Source organism: Microcella frigidaquae, assembly GCF_014200395.1.
GTDB lineage: Bacteria > Actinomycetota > Actinomycetes > Actinomycetales > Microbacteriaceae > Microcella > Microcella frigidaquae.
Window position 1 is genome coordinate 331,751 of sequence record NZ_JACHBS010000001.1, and the last position, 19,768, is coordinate 351,518.

At 69.4% G+C, this 19,768-nt stretch carries 19 protein-coding genes; 7 read left to right on the forward strand and 12 right to left on the reverse strand.

The window, feature by feature from the left end; all coding sequences use genetic code 11:
• Nucleotides 1-52: 52 nt before the first annotated feature.
• Nucleotides 53-574 carry an Lrp/AsnC family transcriptional regulator gene (locus BJ959_RS01585; RefSeq protein ID WP_153981025.1) on the forward strand — a complete coding sequence of 174 codons (522 nt, stop codon included), beginning with the start codon at nucleotides 53-55 and terminating at the stop codon, nucleotides 572-574.
• Here BJ959_RS01585 and trpD read toward each other — a convergent pair.
• Nucleotides 562-1,626, reverse strand: coding sequence for an anthranilate phosphoribosyltransferase (gene trpD, locus BJ959_RS01590; RefSeq protein ID WP_153981024.1), 1,065 nt, complete (start codon nucleotides 1,624-1,626; stop codon nucleotides 562-564). The two genes, BJ959_RS01585 and trpD, sit on opposite strands and share 13 nt — an antisense overlap.
• Nucleotides 1,627-1,704: 78 nt before the next feature.
• Here trpD and ctaE point away from each other — a divergent pair, with 78 nt between their 5' ends.
• The 4 genes from ctaE to qcrB are packed head-to-tail and all read left to right on the forward strand — an operon-like array spanning nucleotide 1,705 to nucleotide 5,887.
• Complete coding sequence (gene ctaE / locus BJ959_RS01595) at nucleotides 1,705-2,334, forward strand: aa3-type cytochrome oxidase subunit III (RefSeq protein ID WP_341799831.1); 630 nt, start codon at nucleotides 1,705-1,707, stop codon at nucleotides 2,332-2,334.
• A gap of 26 nt (nucleotides 2,335-2,360) precedes the next feature.
• Entirely contained in the window at nucleotides 2,361-3,158 is a 798-nt protein-coding gene (gene qcrC / locus BJ959_RS01600; RefSeq protein ID WP_153981022.1) for a cytochrome bc1 complex diheme cytochrome c subunit, read from the forward strand.
• 30 nt (nucleotides 3,159-3,188) lie between these two features.
• On the forward strand, nucleotides 3,189-4,268 hold the full coding sequence (qcrA, locus tag BJ959_RS01605; protein ID WP_153981021.1) for a cytochrome bc1 complex Rieske iron-sulfur subunit: 1,080 nt from the start codon (nucleotides 3,189-3,191) through the stop codon (nucleotides 4,266-4,268).
• 53 nt (nucleotides 4,269-4,321) lie between these two features.
• The gene (qcrB, locus tag BJ959_RS01610) at nucleotides 4,322-5,887 is read left to right on the forward strand and encodes a cytochrome bc1 complex cytochrome b subunit (RefSeq protein ID WP_153981238.1); all 1,566 of its coding nucleotides are present in this window, start codon (nucleotides 4,322-4,324) and stop codon (nucleotides 5,885-5,887) included.
• Nucleotides 5,888-6,044: 157 nt separating this feature from the next.
• Here the strand turns inward: qcrB and BJ959_RS01615 are convergent, their stop codons facing one another.
• The 7 genes from BJ959_RS01615 to BJ959_RS01645 form a co-directional block, all read right to left on the reverse strand.
• On the reverse strand, nucleotides 6,045-6,605 hold the full coding sequence (locus tag BJ959_RS01615; protein ID WP_153981020.1) for a GNAT family N-acetyltransferase: 561 nt from the start codon (nucleotides 6,603-6,605) through the stop codon (nucleotides 6,045-6,047).
• Nucleotides 6,606-6,613: 8 nt separating this feature from the next.
• Nucleotides 6,614-7,042, reverse strand: coding sequence for a GNAT family N-acetyltransferase (locus BJ959_RS01620; RefSeq protein WP_153981019.1), 429 nt, complete (start codon nucleotides 7,040-7,042; stop codon nucleotides 6,614-6,616).
• Nucleotides 7,043-7,044: 2 nt separating this feature from the next.
• Nucleotides 7,045-7,461 carry an aa3-type cytochrome oxidase subunit IV gene (gene ctaF, locus BJ959_RS01625; RefSeq protein WP_153981018.1) on the reverse strand — a complete coding sequence of 139 codons (417 nt, stop codon included), beginning with the start codon at nucleotides 7,459-7,461 and terminating at the stop codon, nucleotides 7,045-7,047.
• Between the two features lie 8 nt (nucleotides 7,462-7,469).
• Nucleotides 7,470-9,185, reverse strand: a complete 1,716-nt coding sequence (gene ctaD / locus BJ959_RS01630) for an aa3-type cytochrome oxidase subunit I (RefSeq protein ID WP_153981017.1) — start codon at nucleotides 9,183-9,185, stop codon at nucleotides 7,470-7,472.
• A gap of 7 nt (nucleotides 9,186-9,192) precedes the next feature.
• Entirely contained in the window at nucleotides 9,193-10,056 is an 864-nt protein-coding gene (gene ctaC, locus BJ959_RS01635; protein WP_153981016.1) for an aa3-type cytochrome oxidase subunit II, read from the reverse strand.
• Nucleotides 10,057-10,214: 158 nt separating this feature from the next.
• On the reverse strand, nucleotides 10,215-10,580 hold the full coding sequence (gene erpA / locus BJ959_RS01640; RefSeq protein ID WP_153981015.1) for an iron-sulfur cluster insertion protein ErpA: 366 nt from the start codon (nucleotides 10,578-10,580) through the stop codon (nucleotides 10,215-10,217).
• A gap of 64 nt (nucleotides 10,581-10,644) precedes the next feature.
• Nucleotides 10,645-12,066 carry a dipeptidase gene (locus BJ959_RS01645; RefSeq protein ID WP_153981014.1) on the reverse strand — a complete coding sequence of 474 codons (1,422 nt, stop codon included), beginning with the start codon at nucleotides 12,064-12,066 and terminating at the stop codon, nucleotides 10,645-10,647.
• Between the two features lie 45 nt (nucleotides 12,067-12,111).
• On the opposite strand from BJ959_RS01645, the gene BJ959_RS01650 reads away from it, so the two are divergent.
• Nucleotides 12,112-12,723 carry a DUF3043 domain-containing protein gene (locus BJ959_RS01650; protein WP_183321821.1) on the forward strand — a complete coding sequence of 204 codons (612 nt, stop codon included), beginning with the start codon at nucleotides 12,112-12,114 and terminating at the stop codon, nucleotides 12,721-12,723.
• Between the two features lie 64 nt (nucleotides 12,724-12,787).
• Here BJ959_RS01650 and BJ959_RS01655 read toward each other — a convergent pair whose 3' ends face one another.
• Genes BJ959_RS01655 through hisD form a run of 3 tightly spaced genes read right to left on the reverse strand, consistent with a single transcriptional unit; the run spans nucleotide 12,788 to nucleotide 15,672 of the window.
• On the reverse strand, nucleotides 12,788-13,834 hold the full coding sequence (locus BJ959_RS01655) for a quinone-dependent dihydroorotate dehydrogenase (RefSeq protein ID WP_153981236.1): 1,047 nt from the start codon (nucleotides 13,832-13,834) through the stop codon (nucleotides 12,788-12,790).
• Between the two features lie 8 nt (nucleotides 13,835-13,842).
• Nucleotides 13,843-14,355, reverse strand: coding sequence for a transcriptional regulator NrdR (gene nrdR, locus BJ959_RS01660; RefSeq protein WP_153981013.1), 513 nt, complete (start codon nucleotides 14,353-14,355; stop codon nucleotides 13,843-13,845).
• Nucleotides 14,356-14,367: 12 nt separating this feature from the next.
• Nucleotides 14,368-15,672, reverse strand: a complete 1,305-nt coding sequence (hisD, locus tag BJ959_RS01665; RefSeq protein WP_153981012.1) for a histidinol dehydrogenase — start codon at nucleotides 15,670-15,672, stop codon at nucleotides 14,368-14,370.
• Between the two features lie 68 nt (nucleotides 15,673-15,740).
• Here hisD and BJ959_RS01670 point away from each other — a divergent pair, with 68 nt between their 5' ends.
• Nucleotides 15,741-16,241 (forward strand): flavin reductase family protein, encoded by a 501-nt coding sequence (locus tag BJ959_RS01670; RefSeq protein ID WP_153981011.1) that lies wholly within the window; start codon nucleotides 15,741-15,743, stop codon nucleotides 16,239-16,241.
• A 23-nt stretch (nucleotides 16,242-16,264) separates the two neighbouring features.
• On the opposite strand, the gene dnaE is transcribed toward BJ959_RS01670, so the two are convergent.
• On the reverse strand, nucleotides 16,265-19,726 hold the full coding sequence (dnaE, locus tag BJ959_RS01675; RefSeq protein ID WP_153981235.1) for a DNA polymerase III subunit alpha: 3,462 nt from the start codon (nucleotides 19,724-19,726) through the stop codon (nucleotides 16,265-16,267).
• Nucleotides 19,727-19,768: the final 42 nt, after the last annotated feature.

The following is a 19,768-nucleotide window of genomic DNA, read 5'->3' on the forward strand; positions in this document are numbered from 1 at the left end:
GAAGAATCCGCGCTGCTTGACGCTTCTAGCGCGTCTCCTTCATGCTTTCGGGATGTCCGACTCGAGCACGACGCAGAACGCGCACCCCGCATCCCTCGACGCCGCGCGCCTCGACGGCACCGACCTCGCCCTGCTCGCCGAGCTCGAGCGCAACGGTCGCCTGACCAATGCGGCGCTCGCCGAGCGCGCGGGCATCGCGGAGTCGACCTGCACCCAGCGGCTCCGGTCGCTCCGCGAGCGCGGAGTGATCCGCGCCTTCCGCGCCGACATCGACCCGGCCGCCCTCGGCCTCAGCCTGCAGGCGCTCATCACCGTTCGGCTGGGCACGCACGGCCGCGAGCAGGTGCACGGGTTCGAGCGGGGCGTGCGCACCCTGCCGAACGTCCTGACGGCGTTCCACGTCGCGGGTGCTGACGACTACCTGCTGCACGTGGCCGTGCCGACGGCCGCCGCGCTGCGCGAGCTCGTGCTCGACCACCTCACGACGCAGCCGCATGTGCGGCACGTCGAGACGCAACTGGTGTTCGAGGTGATCCCCGGCCCGGGTCTCGTCGCCGCCGGTCAGCCGGCGTAGCGCGCGGTCGCCGCCGCCCACTGCTCGAGCTTCGCCGCGGCGGCGCCCGAGTCGATCGTCGTCTCGGCAACGGTCAGCTGCTCGGCGAGGCGCTCGAGCAGCGGCCGGCGGATCTGGTCCGGGTCCTCCGCCAGCCGGAACGACACGAGACCGGCGGCAGCGTTCAGCAGCACGATGTCGCGCACCGGCCCCGGCTCGCCACCGAGCACCGCGCGGGCGAGACTCGCGTTGTGATCGGGCGTCGAGCCCAGGATCTCCTCGATCTGCGCGGTGCGAATGCCCAGTTCGCGCGGGTCCAGGTCGTGCTCGGTCACGAATCCGCGCGAGACCTCCCAGATGTGGCTGTGACCGGTGGTCGTGATCTTGTCGATGCCGTCATCGCCGCGGTAGACGAGCGCCGTCGCGCCGCGCGTACGGAAGACGCCCACGACGAGGGGCACCCGGTCGAGACTCGCGACCCCGACGGCCGAGGCCTCGGGGCGGGCGGGGTTGCAGAGCGGGCCGAGGATGTTGAACACCGTCGCGATGCCCAGCTGACGCCGGGGCGGGCCCGCGTGCCGGAAGCCAGGGTGGAAGACCGCCGCGTTGAGGTAGGTGAGACCGACCTCGCCGAAGACCGTCGCCACGCTCTCCGGCTCCAGGTCGATCTCCACCCCGAGGTGCTGCAGCACATCGGACGCGCCCGAGGACGAGCTCGCCGCGCGGTTGCCGTGCTTCGCCACCGGTACACCCGCCGCCGCGACCACGATCGACGCGATCGACGAGACGTTGACGACCGCTCCATACGGGTCTCCCCCGGTGCCGACGATGTCGAGCACCATGGCCGGGATCTCGATCGCGCGGGCATGCCGCAGCGCCGCATCACGGAAGCCGACGATCTCGTCGACCGTCTCGCCCTTGGCCCGGAGTGCGACCAGGAAGCCGCCCAGCTGGGCCTCCGTCGCCTCCCCCGAGACCACCTGCTCCATCGCCCAGGTCGCCTCGGCGATCGAGAGATCGTCGCCATCGAGCATTCGGGTGAGGATGCGGGGCCAGGAAGGTGGAGTCGTCATGCTGTGATGCTACTTTCCCGCCCGAAACGGGGGTGTCGCCGGGCTCGAACCATCAGTTTCATCGGTCATAATGAACGGGTGACCAGTACCTCGCTTTCGAGCTCGCTCAGCGCACCCACGATCAACCGACCCAACGTCGTCGCCGTCGGCACGATCGTCTGGCTGGGAAGCGAGGTGATGTTCTTCGCCGGCCTGTTCGCCATCTACTTCACCCTGCGGTCGACCTCCCCGCAGCTCTGGGAGGCCGGCACCGAGAAGTTCAACGTGCCGTTCGCCCTGACGATCACCACGATCCTCGTGCTGTCGTCGGTCACCTGCCAGTTCGGCGTGTTCGCAGCCGAGCGGCTGCAGGTGCGACGCACCGGCTGGAAGCCGACGCAGTGGGGCATGGTCGAGTGGTTCTTCCTGACCTACGCGCTCGGCGCGATCTTCATCGCCGGGCAGTCGTACGAGTACTCGATCCTCGTCAGCGAGGCCGTCCGCCTCGACTCCGACGCGTTCGGATCGGCGTTCTACCTCACCACCGGGTTCCACGGCCTCCACGTCACGGGCGGCCTGATCGCCTTCCTGCTGGTGATCGGCCGCGCGTATGCCGTGAAGACCTTCACCCACCGCGACGCGACCAGCGCGATCGTGGTCTCCTATTACTGGCACTTCGTTGACGTGGTCTGGATCGGTCTGTTCCTCGTCATCTACGTCCTCCAATGAACCGCAGAATCGAGACGCACCGCACCATGGCTACCTCCTCCGCATCCGCTCGCCGCGTCGGTCGCCGGCACCCGCTCGCGACCACCGCTCTGCTCGTCGTCGGCCTCCTCGCGACGGGCGGCGCCTACGCGCTCGCCACGACCACCGCGACGGCCGAGACCCGTGCCGCCAGCGCCGAGCTGGTCGAGGAGGGCGGCAAGCTCTTCGCCGCGAACTGCGCCAGCTGCCACGGCCTCCAGGCCCAGGGCACCGCGGCCGGCCCGACCCTGATCGGCGCGGGCGCGCTCGCCGTCGACTTCCAGGTGGGCACCGGTCGCATGCCGATGGCGGCGTCGGGCCCGCAGGCCGAGAAGAAGCCCGTGCAGTTCACCCAGGAGCAGATCGACGCCATGGGCGCGTGGGTCGCCGAGCTCGCCCCCGGCCCCGCCGTTCCTGCCGACCGCTACATCGCCGGTGACGGCGACGCCGCCAATGGCGCGGAGCTCTTCCGCATCAACTGCGCCATGTGCCACAACGTCGCCGGTGCCGGTGGCGCACTGACCGAGGGCAAGTGGGCTCCCGGCCTCGCGGGCGTCGACCCGGTGCACATCTACGGTGCGATGGTGACCGGCCCGCAGAACATGCCCGTCTTCAGCGACCTCAACCTCACGCCCGAGGAGAAGAACGACATCATCACCTACCTGCTGTACGTCGAGGAGAACCCCTCGGTCGGCGGGTGGGACCTCGGTTCGCTGGGCCCCGTGTCGGAGGGCCTCTTCATCTGGATCTTCGGTCTCGGAGCCCTGATCGGCGTCACGATCTGGCTCACCGCGAAGTCCAACTAGGCCTGAACGACCTCGAGGAAAGGAACACCATTGGCTGAGGCACACGACGGCACGAGCAGCGAGACCGCTGGCAAGGCTGTCGCCCCGCAGCAGGATCACTCCGCCCCGCCGCCCGCGGTGGCCGTGGTCCGGGCAGACCGCATCCCGAACCCCGGTTTCCCGCCGGAGCGCCTGCGCGTCACCGACCTCGACCCGAAGAAGGCAAAGCACGCCGAGCGCACGATCAGCCTGCTCTTCTTCCTGTCGGTCATCGGCAGCGTGCTGGCCGTGGTCGCCTACATCCTGTTCCCCATCGATGACCAGGACCCTGGCTCGATCCGGCTGAACAACATGCTGATCGGGGTGGGCATCACTCTCGGCCTGCTCGGTATCGGCATCGGAGCGGTGCACTGGTCGAAGGCCCTTATGCACGGCCACGAGCAGGTCGAGGAGCGCCACCCCACCCGCGGCTCCGACGAGTCGCGCGAGCGGGCCGTCGAGATCTTCCGCGAGGCGAACGCCGAGTCGGGCTTCACCCGCCGCACTCTCGTGCGCAACTCCCTCATCGGCGCCGTCGTTGCGACGCCCATCCCGGCGATCGCGCTCTTCCGCGACCTGGCGCCGGCGGAGGACCCGGTGGCGCTGCTTAAGCACACGATGTGGGACACCGGTGTCCGTCTGACCCGCGACCCGTCGGGAACCCCCATCAAGGCGTCGGAGGTGACCATCGGCTCCGCCTTCCACGTGATCCCGGAGGGTCTCGCGGAGCTCGAGTCGCACCGTCTCGAGGAGAAGGCCAAGGCGGCCGTCCTCCTCATGCGCCTGCCGATCGATGAGCTGAACGAGCGCGAGGACCGCGCCGGCTGGTCCTACGACGGCATCGTCGCCTACTCCAAGATCTGTACGCACGTCGGGTGCCCCGTCGCGCTGTACGAGCAGCAGACTCACCACCTGCTGTGCCCGTGCCACCAGTCGCAGTTCGACGTCGCGAACCACTCCGCCGTCATCTTCGGCCCGGCGGCCCGTCCCCTCCCCCAGCTCCCGATCACTGTGGATGAAGAGGGTTACCTCGTCGCGCAGAGCGACTTCACCGAACCTGTGGGTCCGAGCTTCTGGGAGCGTGCACTGTGAGTACCACCACGACCCCGCCTGCTGCGGCGACCGAGACCGCGCCCGGGCGCGGCATGCGGTTCACCAGCTGGGCGGCCAACTACGTCGACGAGCGCACGAGCGCGTCGACCGCCGTCAAGGCGCTGGGGCGCAAGATCTTCCCCGACCACTGGTCGTTCATGCTGGGCGAGGTCGCGCTCTACAGCTTCATCGTCATCCTGCTGAGCGGCACTTTCCTGACCTTCTTCTTCGACCCCTCCATGACCGAGGTCGAGTACGAGGGCTCGTACGTGCCTCTGCAGGGCATCCCCATGTCGGTGGCGTACCACTCGGCCCTCGACATCTCGTTCGAGATCCGCGGTGGTCTGCTCATGCGGCAGGTGCACCACTGGGCGGCCCTGCTGTTCGTTGCGGCGATCGGCCTGCACATGCTCCGGGTGTTCTTCACCGGCGCGTTCCGCAAGCCCCGCGAGTTCAACTGGGTGATCGGCTTCCTGCTCTTCGTCATGGCGATGGCCCTCGGCTTCACGGGGTACTCGCTGCCGGACGACCTGCTCTCGGGCAACGGTCTGCGCATCATCGACGGCATGATCAAGGCCGTGCCGGTGGCTGGCGCCTGGATCTCCTACCTGCTGTTCGGTGACGAGTTCCCCGGCACCGACATCATCCCGCGCCTCTACGTGCTGCACATCATGCTGCTGCCGGCGATCACGATCGCGCTCATCGGCATCCACATGGTGCTGCTGATCGTCAACAAGCACACGCAGTTCGCGGCCCCCGGGCGCACGAACGACAACGTCGTGGGCGCTCCGGTTCTCCCCGCGTTCGCGGCGAAGGCCGGCGGCTTCTTCTTCCTGGTCTTCGGCACCATCGTGCTGATCGCCTCGTTCTTCACGATCAACCCGATCTGGAACTACGGCCCGTACGACCCGTCGCCGGTGTCGGCCGGTACGCAGCCCGACTGGTACATCGGCTTCGCGGATGGCGCTCTGCGCCTGATCCCGCCGAACCTCGACTGGGTCGACCCGCTCGGCTACACCTGGCCGTTCGGCGTGCTGATCCCGCTCGTCGGTTTGCTGGTCTTCCTCGCCGCGGTCGCGCTGTACCCGTTCTTCGAGGCCTGGGTGACAGGCGACAAGCGCGAGCACCACATCGCCGAGCGGCCGCGCAACGCCCCGGTGCGCACCGCGATCGGCGCGGCGGGTGTGACGTTCTACGCGGCCCTGTGGGCGGCGGCGAGCTCCGACCTCATCGCCACGCACTTCCGCCTGTCGATCGAGGGTGTGATCCACGCTCTGCAGTTCGCGACGGTCGTCGGCCCGTTCATCGCGTTCTTCATCACCAAGCGCGTCTGCCTCGCGCTGCAGCGGAAGGATCGCGAGATCGCCCTGCACGGTTTCGAGTCGGGCCGCGTGGTCCGACTGCCCGGTGGCGAGTACATCGAGGTGCACGAGCAGCTCGACGACTTCGAGCGCTGGCGCCTGGTGAGCTTCGACGAGTACCAGCCGCTGATGATCCGGCCGAACGACGACGGCAAGATCACCGTGAGCCAGCGCGTGCGCGCCGGCCTCTCGCGCTGGTTCTTCGAGGACCGCATCGCGCCCGTCACTCAGAACGAGATCGAGGCGCAGAAGCACTAGCCGACCGCGGCACGACGGGCCCGCTCTCCTCCGGGAGGCGGGCCCGTCGTCATGAGAGCGGCACGGCGGACCGCGGGGTCCGCGGCGAGGCGTTCTGACGTTCGGCAGCGCGGGACCGCAGGGGCGAGGCACGTCGCGGCGCGGGCGCAGGATCCGACTAGCGTCGCTCCTGCCACTCGCGGCGCAGAAGCGCGAAACGTTCGAGGGTGGTCCACTCCCCCTTGAACCAGTCCCCCTCGAGCACCGCGCCCTCGTGGCGGAGCCCCAGACGCCGCAGGAGGCGCAGAACCGCCTCATTCCGAGCATCGCCCTGCATGACGATGCGATGGGCGCCGTGAGCGGCGAAGAGCGCCTCCAGAATCGCCGCAAGAGCCTCCCGCGCGAAGTCCTGCCCGTGATGGGCCGGAGCCAGGGTCACCCCCAGCTCGTACGTGTCGGGCTGGACCGGATCGGTGCCGATGGCGACATCGCCGATGAGCGTCATCCCCTGTGACAGGCCGACGGGGTGCAGCGCGAGCTGGACCCAGTCTCCCGGGACCGGGAGCGTCGTGCTTGGTTGGGCGGCGAGCAGGGAACGCGCATCCGTCTGCGTGTAGTCCGGGGTCCACGACTGATACCGCGCCACGTCGGGGTCTCGGCGGTACGCGACGAACGCCTCCAGATCGGCCTCCGCCAGCGGAGAGATCTCGAGCCGCTCGGTGCGGAGAAGGAGGCCCATTGCCCGGGTCAGAACACCCGGCGCATGTGCTCGGCGTTCTGGGAGTAGCCGAGGCGGTCGTAGAAGCCGCCGGCGCGGCGCGCAGCGACCGTCAGCTGGCGAACGCCGCGACGGATGCACTCCGCCTCCACCTCACGCACGAGGGCCGTGCCGAGGGCGAGCCCGCGGGCCTCCTCGTCGACCGCGATCTCCTGCAGCTGGGCAGAGGGGCCGTTGGTCGACAGCAGCCGGGCGATCGTGGTGAGGGCGTAACCGCGTACGACACCCTGGTCGTCTTCGGCCACGATGACCTGCACGTGCTGATCGTCACCGCCCACGATCTCCGCGAAGGTCTCATCGAAGATGCTCCGGACAGGCACGAACGCCGCCCCGAGCTGGCGGACCAGCTCGAAGACGGCATCCGCATCCTCCGCGCGTGCGCGCCGGACGAGCGTCATGCTCAGCGACCGAAATTGCCGCGGTAGTACTCGTAGACCCAGCCGACGATGGCGACTAGCACGAGCGGGACGGCGTAGGCGACGATCCAGAACGAGATCGACAGGCCGAGGAACGCGATGGCCGCGGCGCCCGCGAGGGCGACCGGCCACCAGCTCCACGGCGAGAAGAAGCCCTGCTCGGCCTCCCCGTCGTCGATATCGGCATCGAGGCGGTCCTCCGCGAGCTCGCCACCCTGGTTGCGGTAGACGAGCCGGAGGTAGAACGCGATGAACACGGAGAGCACGGCGCAGAGGGCGATCGCCACCGCACCGACCCACTCGACACGACCGACCGCGAGGATCTCCCACACCACGTACACCGCTGCCAGCAGGGTGAAGAACGCGGCGAGAACCCAGAAGAGGTTGATGTTGGTCTTCATCAGCGGGCCTACTTCGCGGTCTCATCGGCGCGCGCATCGGCACCGGCGGTGACGCCGAGCGGCAGGCTCGCCTCGGGGTGGTTGAGGTCGAACGCGGGCGACTCCGAGCGGATGCGCGGGATCGAGGTGAAGTTGTGACGAGGGGGCGGGCACGAGGTCGCCCACTCGAGCGAGCGGCCGTACCCCCACGGGTCGTTCACCGTGACCTTGGGCGCGCGACGCGCCGTGATGTAGACGTTCAGAAGGAACGGGATCATCGACGCCGCGAGCAGGATCGATCCGAAGGTCGACAGCTGGTTCATCCAGGTGAATCCGTCCTCCACCAGGTAGGTCGCGTAGCGACGGGGCATGCCGACCACACCGAGCCAGTGCTGCACGAGGAAGGTCGCGTGGAAGCCGATGAAGAGCGTCCAGAAGTGGATCATGCCGAGACGCTCGTTGAGCATCTTGCCCGTCCACTTCGGCCACCAGAAGTAGAAGCCGGCGAACATCGCGAACACGACCGTGCCGAACACCACGTAGTGGAAGTGCGCGACGACGAAGTACGAGTCGGAGACCGCGAAGTCGAGCGGCGGCGAGGCCAGGATGACGCCCGTCAGACCACCGAAGACGAAGGTGATGAGGAAGCCCAGGGTGAACACCATCGGCGTCTCGAACGTCACCGAGCCGCGCCACATCGTGCCGATCCAGTTGAAGATCTTCACGCCCGTGGGCACCGCGATCAGCATCGTCATCAGGGCGAAGAACGGCAGCAGCACCGAGCCGGTGACGTACATGTGGTGGGCCCACACGGTAATCGACAGGGCCGCGATGGCGATCGTCGCGTAGACGAGGGTCTTGTAGCCGAAGATCGGCTTGCGGCTGAACACCGGGATGATCTCCGACACGATGCCGAAGAACGGCAGCGCCAGGATGTACACCTCGGGGTGGCCGAAGAACCAGAACAGGTGCTGCCAAAGAATCGCACCTCCCGTCTCCGCTGCGAAGATTTGCGAACCAAACATTCGGTCAGAGCCCAGAGCGAAGAGTGCGGCGGCGAGCACCGGGAAGGCCATGAGCACGAGCAACGAGGTCACGAGCGTGTTCCACGTGAAGATCGGCATGCGCCACATCGTCATGCCGGGCGCGCGCATCGTGATGATGGTCGTGATGAAGTTGACGGCGCCGAGAATGGTGCCGAAGCCGCTCAGCGTGAGCCCGAAGACCCACATATTGCCGCCGAGCCCTGGTGTGAAGGTCTGACTCGAGAGAGGCGCATAGCCGAACCAGCCGAACGAGGCGGCGCCCTGCGGAGTGAGGAAGCCGGCGACCGCGATGAGCGAGCCGAACGAGTACAGCCAGTAGGCGAAGGCGTTGAGCCGCGGGAACGCGACGTCGGGCGCACCGATCTGCAAGGGCATGAGCACATTGGCGAAGCCGGCGAAGAGGGGCGTCGCGAACATGAGCAGCATGATCGTGCCGTGCATCGTGAAGAGCTGGTTGTACTGCTCTTTCGTCGCGACGATCTCGAGGCCCGGGGCAAAGAGCTGCGCGCGGATGACGAGCGCCATCACGCCGCCGATGAGGAAGTAGACGAACGACGTGATGAGGTACATGTACCCGATCGTCTTGTGGTCGGTGGTGGTCAGCCACCCGACGAAGACGTTGCCCTTGCGGCGGACCGTCGGGGCGACGGGCTCCGGCGCAGGGCCGGAGACGTTCGGACGAGGTGCGGTCGTCGTCATGAGCCGCTTACTCCTCTTCGCTCGCGCCGGTGGTGCCCGGCAGGTTCGTGTTCGTGTTGAACTCAGGACCGAGGCGGCCGACGTTGCCCTCGGCACGCAGCGACTCGATGTAGGCGTCGTACTCCGCCTGCGAGACGACCTCGACGTTGAAGAGCATGAGCGAGTGGTACTCGCCGCACAGCTCGGCACACTTGCCGGCGTACGTGCCCTCCTTCTCCGGGATGAAGTACCAGTAGTTGGTCTTCGCCGGGATCATGTCCTTCTTGTAGAGAAAGTCGACGATCCAGAAGGAGTGGATGACGTCGCGCGACTCGATGAGGATCTCGACCTTCTTGCCCACGGGAAGGTAGAGGGTCGGAAGCGTGCTGGCGTCGATCGTGTTGTTGGGGCCGGTCTCCTGAGCCTGGATGCCCTGGTAGTAGACGCCGTCGGTGACGTAGTTGAAGTCCCAGGCCCAGCGCTTGCCGTAGACCTCGATGGTGACGTCGGGGTCGGCGAGGGGCGCCTCGATCTCCTGCTGGTCGCGCGCGGTGAACGCGAAGAAGCCGAGCACGAGGATCAGCGGCACGACCGTGTAGAACACCTCGATGGGCATGTTGTAGCGCAGCTGCACCGGCAGACCGGTCTGGCCCTTGCGGCGGCGGTAGACGATCGCGGCCCAGATGATGAGGCCCCACGTGATCACGCCGACGACCAGCAGAACGATCCAGGAGGTGACCCAGAGCCCGATGACCCGGTCGACCTGGTTGGTGGTGCCGGGCTCGGTCGGGAGCCAGCCCAGCTGCATCTGCGTCGTGCACCCGGCGAGGGCGACAGTGGTGATCAGGGCGAGCGGGATCGCGGTCAAGCGAAGGCGTCGGTTGGAGCGCACCGGAGACCTCTCGTGGGGTGAGCGGGGAACATCGTCAGTCTACGTCACCGGCAGAGCCGCGACCGCCCCACGACGCTCCGAAACGTCTCCCAAAACGCCGATGAGCGGGGGCGCGCCGACCGGCGCTCCCCCGCTCATCGCGGGTGCGGTGCGAAACGTCAGTGGAAGCTGTCGCCGCAGGCGCAGCTTCCCTGCGCGTTCGGGTTGTCGATCGTGAAGCCCTGCTTCTGGATGCTGTCCTCGAAGTCGATCGAGGCCCCCTCCAGGTAGGGCACGCTCATCTTGTCGACCACGACCTCGACGCCGTCGAAGTCGCGCAGCGCATCGCCGTCGAGGACGCGCTCGTCGAAGTACAGCTGGTAGATCAGGCCCGAGCAGCCGCCGGGCTGCACGGCGAGGCGCAGGCGCAGGTCATCGCGACCCTCCTGCTCGAGCAACGACTTCACCTTGGCGGCGGCGGCCTCGGTGAGTGCGACGCCGTGGGTGGCCTCGCTCGTCGACGGGGTGAGAGCGGTGTCGGTCATGGTGACTCCTTGCGGATCGTGGTCTTCCAGCAGTGTACGCCGGGCTCCTGCGGGCGAGCGGAACCTAGGCAGCTCCCCCGCGCGCATCGAGCCGCGCGAGCAGCAGCGCCTCGGTGAGGATGGCGCGGTGCAGCACGCCGAGGTGCAGCGACTCGTCGGGGCTGTGGGCACGGGTGTGCGGGTCCTCCACCCCCGTGACGAGCACCTGGGCCTCGGGGAACACCTCGGCGAGCTGGGCGATGAACGGGATCGAGCCGCCGACGCCGGCCTGCACCGGCTCCTCGCCCCAGGCGTCGCGCATGGCCGCGAGGGCCTCGTCGACCGCCCAGCCGCGCGCATCCACGAGGAAGGGCTCACCGAGGTCGATCGCGTCGAACGCGAGATGCGCACCGAAGGGCGCGTGGGCGCGCAGGTGCCGCTCGACCGCGGCGAACGCGTCGGCGGCCCGCTGGCCCGGGGCGATGCGCACGCTGATCTTGACCCGCACGGAGGGCGAGAGGGTGTTGGAGGCGTTCTGCACGCTGGGCGCATCGATGCCCGTGACGGTGATCGCGGGCTGCGCCCAGATGCGGTGCAGCAGCTCACCGCGGCCGATCGGGGTGACGCCGTCGAGCAGGCCGGCCTCGTCGCGCAGACGCTGCTCCGGGATGCTCGGCACGGGCTGCTCGTGGCTCGTCAGACCCTCGACCGCGACGGACCCGTCGGCGTCGTGCAGGGTGGCGAGCAGACGGATCGCCGCGAGCATCGCATCCGGAACCGCACCGCCGAGCATGCCGGAGTGCGAGGCGTGCGCAAGGGTCGAGACGGTGAGGGTGAAGGTGGCGTTGCCGCGCAGGCCGACCGTCAGCGAAGGCGTCGTCGTGCTCCAGTTGTCGGAGTCGGCGACGACGATGACGTCGGCCGCGAGCAGCGCGCGGTGGCGCTCGAGGAGGGCGCCGAAGGAGCGGGAGCCGAACTCCTCCTCACCCTCGATGAAGACGGCGATGCCGAGGTCGAGCTCGCCGAGAGCCTCGACGACCGCGCGAATGGCGGCGACGTGCGCGATGACACCGGCCTTGTCGTCGGCGACGCCGCGGGCGTAGAGGCGGTCGCCGCGCAGGGTGGGCTCGAAGGGCGGTGAGCTCCAGGCCGTGTCCTCCCCCGGAGGCTGCACGTCGTGGTGGGCGTACAGCAGCACGGTCGGGCGGCCGTTGCGCGGCGCGCGGCGCGCGAGCACCGCCGGCTGGCCGAGGGCGCCGTCCGGACCGGGCGCCCGATCGACGAGCACCTCGTCGAACACGCCGAGGTCGGTCAGCAGCGCGGCCGTGCGATCGGCGGACGCCCGGACAGCTCCGGGGTCGAAGCCGTCCCACGACACCGAGGGGATGCGCACGAGCTCGCTGAGCTCGGCGATCGCGCGCGGCATGCCGCCCTGAACGCTGCTGCGCAGCGCCTCCTCCGTCTCCGGGGTCGACCAGGCGGATGCGGGGCTGCCGTCGAGCGTCATGCCGGTAATCTTAAGCCTCTGACTGACTGGGAAGGACGTGCCGCCGTGGCCCCCCGCGACAACGCCAACACCGCCTCACCGGGCGCCGCGCCGACGAGCGCCGCCGACCAGGCGACCGCCGACGCCATCGCCGCCGCCGAGGCGATCGGGAAGGGGCGCCCCACGCCGACCCGCAAGGAGCGCGAGGCTGCGCGCAAGCGCCCCCTCGTGCCGAACGACCGCAAGCAGGCCGCCCGCGAGCACCGCGAGAAGGTCAACGCCGCGCGCGAGCGCGCGCGGATCGGCATGGCCAACGGCGAGGAGAAGTACCTGCCGCTGCGCGACAAGGGTCCGCAGAAGAAGTGGGTGCGCGATTACGTCGACGCGCGCATCAGCATCGGGGAGTTCCTGATCCCGGTGATGTTCGTCGTGATCATCCTGACGTTCATCCCCTCCGTCGAGGCGCAGACCATCTCGATCCTCGCGCTCTGGGCCTTCTTCCTCGTCGCCGTGCTCGACTCGACGCTGCTGGGCTTCATCGTCCGCCGCAAGCTCATCCAGAAGCACGGGGCCGACAAGGTCGAGAAGGTGCGCTGGTACGCGGCGATGCGCTCGCTCCAGCTGCGCGCCCTGCGCCTGCCGAAGCCGCAGGTCAAGCGCGGGCAGTTCCCGGACTAGCCCGGGTCACCGCGACCGGTCAGCGCCCGACCGGTCAGTGCCCGACCGGTCAGTGCCCGCCCGGTCAGTGCGACGCGGCACCGCGGCGATCGATCGCGGCCAGACCGCGCGTCACCTGGCGCGCCCAGGCGGGGCCGCGGTAGAGGAACGCCGTGTAGCCCTGCACGAGCGTCGCGCCGGCCTCCAGGCGTGCCGCGGCGTCCTCCGCCGTGTCGATGCCGCCGACGGCGATCACGCAGAGGTCGGCGGGAACGGCGGCACGCACGCGGCGCAGCACGGCGAGGGAGCGCTCGGCGAGCGGGGCGCCGCTGAGCCCCCCGGCCCCGGCCGCCGCGACGACGGCCGGGGCGGTGACCAGCCCGTCGCGGCCGATCGTCGTGTTCGTCGCGATGATGCCGGCGAGCCCGAGCTCGACCGCGAGCGCGCAGACGGCGTCGATCGCCTCGTCGTCGAGGTCGGGCGCGATCTTCACGAGTACCGGCGTGCCGTCGGCCTCCTCCAGCACCGCAACGAGGAGGGGCCGCAGCAGGGCCTCGTCCTGCAGGCCGCGCAGGCCGGGGGTGTTGGGCGAGCTGACGTTCACGGCAAGGTAGTCGGCGACGGGTGCGAGCAGCCGGGCGGAGACGCGGTAGTCGGCCACCGCATCCTCGACCGCGACGACGCGGCTCTTGCCGATGTTCGCCCCGATGATCGGGCGATGGCGGTGCTGGCGCTGGCGCGCGACCCGCTCGGCCGCGGCGGCCGCTCCCCCGTTGTTGAAGCCCATGCGGTTGATGACCGCGCGGTCATCGACGAGGCGGAACAGGCGCGGCCTCGGATTGCCGTCCTGCGCGATCGCGGTGACGGTGCCGATCTCGACGTGGCCGAAGCCGAGAGCCCAGAGGCCCCGGATGCTGCGCGCATCCTTGTCGAACCCGGCGGCCATCCCGAACGGCGACTCGAACCGCAGCCCGAGGGCGTCGACGGTGAGAGCGGGATCGGGCCGGGTGAACCGGCGCACGAGACCGGTGAGCCCGAGGGCGGGGATCGCCCGGATCACGGCGACCGCGAGGTGGTGCGCCCGCTCCGGGTCCATGCGCCGCAGCACCGTGCGGAAGAGCAGCTCGTACACCGTCGGGGTCACTCCGCGGCTGCGGACGCCCCGGCGGGGCCCTCGGCGAGCTCGCCCGCACCCGCGGCCGCGCCGGCGTGATCGCGGCGCAGCTGGGCGATGGCCACCTCGAAGTCGTCGAGGTTCTCGAAGGCCTGGTAGACGCTCGCGAAACGCAGGTAGGCGACCTCGTCGAGCTCGCGCAGCTCGGGCAGGATCGCGAGGCCGATGTCGTTCGCGTCGAGCTGCGAGGCGCCGGTCGCGCGCAGGTTCTCCTCGACGCGCTGGGCGAGCTGCGCGAGGTCGGCATCGGTCACGGGGCGGCCCTGGCAGGCTTTGCGCACCCCGGCGACGATCTTCTCGCGCGAGAACGGCTCGACGACGCCGCTGCGCTTGATCACCATGAGGCTCGCCGTCTCGGTCGTGCTGAAGCGGCGACCGCACTCGGGGCACTGCCGGCGGCGGCGGATCGCGAGGCCGTCGTCGCTCGTCCGCGAGTCGATCACGCGGCTGTCGGGGTACCGGCAGAAGGGGCAGTGCATGGTGCGCCCAGCCTAGAGGAACCGGGCGCGCACGGCGTCGCCGTGCGCCGGCAGCTGCTCGGCATCGCTGAGGGCGCCGACGTGGGCGGCCACCTGGGCGAGAGCATCCCGGTCGTACTCGATGATCTGCTGCGGCCGCAGGAACGTGTACGCGCCGAGCCCCGCCGCGAAGCGCGCCTGCCCGCCGGTGGGAAGAACGTGGTTCGAGCCCGCGAGGTAGTCGCCGAGGCTCACGGGCGTGTGGTCGCCGACGAAGATCGCGCCCGCACTGCTCAGCCGCGGGATCAGGGCCTGCGGGTCGGCGACCTGAACCTCGAGGTGCTCCGGGCCGTAGACGTCGCTGAACCGGGCCGCCTGCTCGAGGTCGTCGACGAGCACGATCGCCGACTGCGGGCCCCCCAGGGCCGCCTCGACGCGCTCACGGTGCCGGGTCGCGGCGACGGCCGCAGGCAGCGCCGCCGCGACCGCGGCGGCCAGCTCGGGCGCGTCGGTGACGAGCACGCTGCCGGCCAGCTCGTCGTGCTCGGCCTGGCTGATGAGGTCGGCCACGACGTAGTCGGCGCGCGCGGTGCGGTCGGCGATGACGAGGATCTCGGTGGGCCCGGCCTCGCTGTCGATGCCGACGACGCCCTTCACGGCCCGCTTCGCGGTGGCGACGTAGAGGTTGCCCGGTCCGGTGATGACCTGCACGGGCTCGAGGCCGAGGTCGGCGACGCCGTAGGCGAGGGCACCGACCGCTCCCGCGCCGCCCATCGCGTACACCTCGTCGACACCGAGCAGGCTCGCCGCGCCGAGGATGGTCGGGTGCACCGAGCCGCCGTGCGCCGCCTGCGGCGGCGAGACGAGGGCGATCGAGCGCACGCCCGCAACCTGGGCGGCGACGACGTTCATGACGACGCTCGAGGGGTAGACGGCCTTGCCGCCGGGCACGTAGAGGCCGACCCGGTCGACCGGCTGCCAGCGCTGGCGGATGCGGGCCCCGGGCGCCACCTCGGTGACGCGCTCGTCGGGCACCTGCGCGGCAGTGGTGCGGCGCACCCGGTCGATGGCTTCCTCGAGCGCGGCCCGCACGGCCGGCTCGAGCGCCTCCTCCGCCGCGCGGAGCTGCGCGGCGGGCACGCGGATGCTCGTCGGGCGCACCCGGTCGAAGCGCTCCGCCTGGTCGAGCAGGGCGGCGGTGCCGCGCTGCCGCACCTCGGCGATCAGCGCATCGACGGCGTCGACGGCGGAGCCGACGTCGCTCGCGGCGCGCGGCACGACGGCGAGCAGCTCGGCAGTGGTCAGGGAGCGGCCGCGGAGATCGAGGGTACGCATCATGGCGGAATCAGCCTATCCGCGGCCAGCCTCGGGAATACCCGGGCGTCGATGCGGTTGCATTGATCGTGATGACCACCGCTCCCGACGCCACCGGTTTCGACGCCTTCGCCCAGGCCTTCCGCCGCCATGCCGCGGGGGTCGCGGTGATCACTGCGCTCACGCCCGACGGTCGGCCGGTCGGCTTCACGGCGACCTCGCTCGCCTCGCTCGCGGCGACTCCGCCGATGGCGACGTTCAACATGGCGCGCACGGCCAGCTCGTGGCCGGCGATCGAGGGCACCGACCGTGTCGCCATCCACATGCTCGGTCTGGACGACCTCGCGGTCGCGAAGATCATGGCCGGCGACAACGCGAAGCGCTTCGACGGCGACCACTGGGAGCCGGGGCCCTTCGGCCTGCCCCTCCTGAAGGGCGTCACCGCCTGGATGGTGGGCACGATCGTCGCGCGCACGTCGGTCGCGGACAACGCGATGATCGCGGTGCGGATCGAGGAGGGCGCCCTCGGCGACCCCGACGAGCCGCTGCTCTACCACGAGCGGGCCTTCCGCGCTCTGGGCGAGCACCTCTAGCGGAACACTCGACCCCTCCGCCCCTACGTGAGTGCGCGCGGGCCGAGCAGACTCTTCACCTCGCCGAAGAACCCGGCCGAGGGCTCGACGCGGTGCGGCAGCTCGAAGAGGCGAGCGGTGTCATCGCGCACCAGCCGGAGCCGGACCTCGGTCGAGCCGCGGTGCCGCGCGAGCACCGCATCCAGTTCGCTGACGACCTCGACCGTCGCTCTCTGCTCGCGCACCGTCAGCGTCAGCGGTCCGGTCTCGGTCGTCACACCGAAGTCGGGCTGCTGCAGGGTCATCGCCTGCAGCGTGATGCCGTCGTCGCGGTGGTTGACCCGTCCGCGCACGACGACGATGCTGTCGGCGGCCAGCTTCGACCCGAACTCGAGGTAGGTCTTGCCGAGGAACATGATCGTGAGCTCGCCGCCGAAGTCCTCGAGCGTGATCATGCCGTAGGGGTTGCCCGACTGGCGTGCCACCCGGTGCTGCACGCTCGTGATGAGACCGGCCACGGTGACCTGCTCGCCGTCGGCCGGCGGATTGTCGTTGAGCTCGGCGATGCTCGTGCCGGCGTGCTGCGCGAGGGCGCGCTCGAGGCCCGCCAGCGGGTGGTCGGAGACGTAGAGGCCGAGCATCTCGCGCTCGAAGGCGAGCTTGTCCTTCTTCGTCCACTCCGGACGGTCGGGGATGTGATCGGTGCTCTGCTCGGGCTCGTCGAACAGGCTGTCGAAGTCGAAGCCGATGTCGCCGACCTCCTCGGCACGCTTCTCCTTCACCGCGGCCTCGACGGCGCTCTCGTGGATCTCCATGAGTGCGCGGCGCGTCGCCCCGAGCGAGTCGAAGGCCCCCGCCTTGATGAGCGACTCGATGGTGCGCTTGTTCACGACCGGCGCCGGCACCTTCTTCAGGAAGTCGTGGAATCCGGTGAAGCGGCCCTTCTCTTCGCGAGCGGCCCGGATGTGCTCGACGACCGAGAACCCGACGTTGCGCACGGCGCCCAGGCCGAAGCGGATGTCGTCGCCGACGGCGGCGAAGAAGCCGATCGACTCGTTGACATCGGGCGGCAGCACCGTGATACCCATCCGGCGGCATTCGTTGAGGTAGACCGCCATCTTGTCCTTCGAGTCGCCGACGCTCGTCAGCAGCGCGGCCATGTACTCGGCCGGGTAGTGCGCCTTCAGGTACGCCGTCCAGTACGAGACGACGCCGTAGGCGGCGGAGTGCGCCTTGTTGAAGGCGTAGTCGGAGAACGGGACGAGGATCTCCCAGAGGGTGTTCACCGCGTCGACCGAGTAGCCGTTCGCGACCATGCCCGCGGTGAAGTTCTCGAGCTGCTTGTCCAGCTCCTCCTTCTTCTTCTTGCCCATGGCGCGGCGCAGCAGGTCGGCTTGGGCGAGCGTATAGCCCGCGAGCTTCTGGGCGATCTCCATCACCTGCTCCTGATACACGATCAGGCCGTAGGTGCCGCCCAGAACCTCCTTGAGCGGCTCGGCAAGCTCGGGGTGGATGGGCGTGATCTCCTGACGGCCGTTCTTGCGCAGCGCGTAGTTCGTGTGCGAATCGGCACCCATCGGGCCGGGGCGGTAGAGCGCGAGCACCGCCGAGATGTCCTCGAAGTTGTCGGGCTTCATCATGCGCAGCAGCGAGCGCATCGGCCCGCCGTCGAGCTGGAAGACCCCGAGGGTGTCGCCGCGCGCCATGAGCTCGTAGGCGGCCGGGTCGTCGAGCGTCAGGTCTTCGAGCACGAGCCGGACACCGCGGTTGGACTCGATGTTGTCGAGCGCGTCATCGATGATCGTGAGGTTGCGCAGGCCGAGGAAGTCCATCTTGACGAGGCCGAGGGCCTCGGAGGCCGGATAGTCGAACTGCGTGACGATCTGGCCGTCCTGCTCGCGCTTCATGATCGGGATGATGTCGATGAGCGGCTCGCTCGACATGATCACGCCGGCCGCGTGCACGCCCCACTGGCGCTTGAGGTTCTCCAGACCGAGGGCTGTGTCGAACACCCGACGCGCCTCGGCGTCGACCTCGATGATGGCGCGGAAGTCCGCGGCCTCCTTGTAGCGCTTGTCGGTGGGGTCGAGGATGCCCGAGAGCGGCATGTCCTTGCCCATCACGGCCGGCGGCATCGCCTTGGTGAGCTTCTCCCCCATCCCGAACGGGAAGCCGAGCACGCGCGAGCTGTCCTTGAGCGCCTGCTTCGCCTTGATCGTTCCGTAGGTGACGATCTGGGCCACCCGCTCGTCGCCGTACTTCTCGGTGACGTAGCGGATCACCTCGCCGCGGCGGCGGTCGTCGAAGTCGACGTCGAAGTCGGGCATCGAGACGCGGTCGGGGTTGAGGAAGCGCTCGAAGATGAGGCCGTGCTCGAGCGGGTCGAGGTCGGTGATGCGCATCGCGTAGGCCGCCATCGACCCGGCGCCCGATCCGCGACCCGGACCGACGCGGATGCCGTTGTTCTTCGACCAGTTGATGAAGTCGGCGACGACGAGGAAGTACCCCGAGAAGCCCATCTGCGTGATGACGCCGATCTCGTACTCGGCGCGCTCGCGCACCGCATCCGGCACCCCGCCCGGATACCGCGCCGCGAGGCCGCGCTCGACCTCCTTGATGAACCAGCTGTCCTCGGTCTCCCCCTCGGGCACGGGGTACCGCGGCATGTAGTTGGCGTTCGTGTTGAAGGCGACGTCGGCCCGCTCCGCGATGAGGAGGGTGTTGTCGCAGGCCTCCGGATAGTCGCGGAACAGCTCGCGCATCTGGGCCGGGGTCTTCAGGTAGAACTCGTCCGAGTCGAACTTGAAGCGGTTTGGGTCGTCGAGGGTCGACCCCGACTGCACGCACAACAGGGCCGCGTGGGAGCCCGCGTCGGCGGCGTGCGTGTAGTGCAGGTCGTTGGTCGCGACAAGGGGCAGCCCGAGGTCCTTGGCGAGGCGGATCAGCTCGGTCATCGTGCGGCGCTCGATCGGCAGCCCGTGATCCATGATCTCGACGAAGTAGTTCTCGGCACCGAAGATGTCGCGGAACTCGGCAGCGGCCTCGCGCGCCTTTTCGTAGTCGCCGAGCCGCAGCCGGGTCTGCACCTCGCCGCTCACGCAGCCAGTCGTGGCGATGATGCCGGTCGCGTAGCGCGAGAGCAGCTCGCGGTCCATCCGCGGCTTGAAGTAGTAGCCCTCGATCGAAGCGAGCGACGACAGCCGGAACAGGTTGTGCATGCCCTCGGTGCTCGCGGCGAGCATCGTGAGGTGCGTGTACGCGCCCGATCCCGAGACGTCGTCCTCGCCGCCGACCCCCCACTTCACGCGGGTCTTGTCGGTGCGGTGGGTTCCCGGGGTGAGATAAGCCTCGATGCCGATGATGGGCTTTATGCCGGCCTCGGTGGCGGTCTTCCAGAAGTCGAAGGCCCCGAACATGCTGCCGTGGTCAGTGACCGCGATCGCGGGCATTCCTTGCGCGATCGCCTCGCTGATCAGGGGTTTCACCCGCGCGGCGCCGTCCAGCATCGAGTACTCGCTGTGCACGTGAAGGTGGACGAACGAGTCGGC

Coding starts and splice junctions, on each gene's coding strand:
- dnaE (WP_153981235.1), bottom strand. CDS start 19,726: ATGCTGGACGGCGCCGCGCGGGTGAAACCCCTGATCAGCGAGGCGATC.
- BJ959_RS01670 (WP_153981011.1), top strand. CDS start 15,741: ATGACCACCGCTCCCGACGCCACCGGTTTCGACGCCTTCGCCCAGGCC.
- BJ959_RS01620 (WP_153981019.1), bottom strand. CDS start 7,042: ATGACGCTCGTCCGGCGCGCACGCGCGGAGGATGCGGATGCCGTCTTC.
- qcrB (WP_153981238.1), top strand. CDS start 4,322: ATGCGGTTCACCAGCTGGGCGGCCAACTACGTCGACGAGCGCACGAGC.
- hisD (WP_153981012.1), bottom strand. CDS start 15,672: ATGATGCGTACCCTCGATCTCCGCGGCCGCTCCCTGACCACTGCCGAG.
- trpD (WP_153981024.1), bottom strand. CDS start 1,626: ATGACGACTCCACCTTCCTGGCCCCGCATCCTCACCCGAATGCTCGAT.
- qcrC (WP_153981022.1), top strand. CDS start 2,361: ATGGCTACCTCCTCCGCATCCGCTCGCCGCGTCGGTCGCCGGCACCCG.
- BJ959_RS01645 (WP_153981014.1), bottom strand. CDS start 12,066: ATGACGCTCGACGGCAGCCCCGCATCCGCCTGGTCGACCCCGGAGACG.
- ctaF (WP_153981018.1), bottom strand. CDS start 7,461: ATGAAGACCAACATCAACCTCTTCTGGGTTCTCGCCGCGTTCTTCACC.
- ctaD (WP_153981017.1), bottom strand. CDS start 9,185: ATGACGACGACCGCACCTCGTCCGAACGTCTCCGGCCCTGCGCCGGAG.
- BJ959_RS01585 (WP_153981025.1), top strand. CDS start 53: ATGTCCGACTCGAGCACGACGCAGAACGCGCACCCCGCATCCCTCGAC.
- BJ959_RS01615 (WP_153981020.1), bottom strand. CDS start 6,605: ATGGGCCTCCTTCTCCGCACCGAGCGGCTCGAGATCTCTCCGCTGGCG.
- erpA (WP_153981015.1), bottom strand. CDS start 10,580: ATGACCGACACCGCTCTCACCCCGTCGACGAGCGAGGCCACCCACGGC.
- nrdR (WP_153981013.1), bottom strand. CDS start 14,355: ATGCACTGCCCCTTCTGCCGGTACCCCGACAGCCGCGTGATCGACTCG.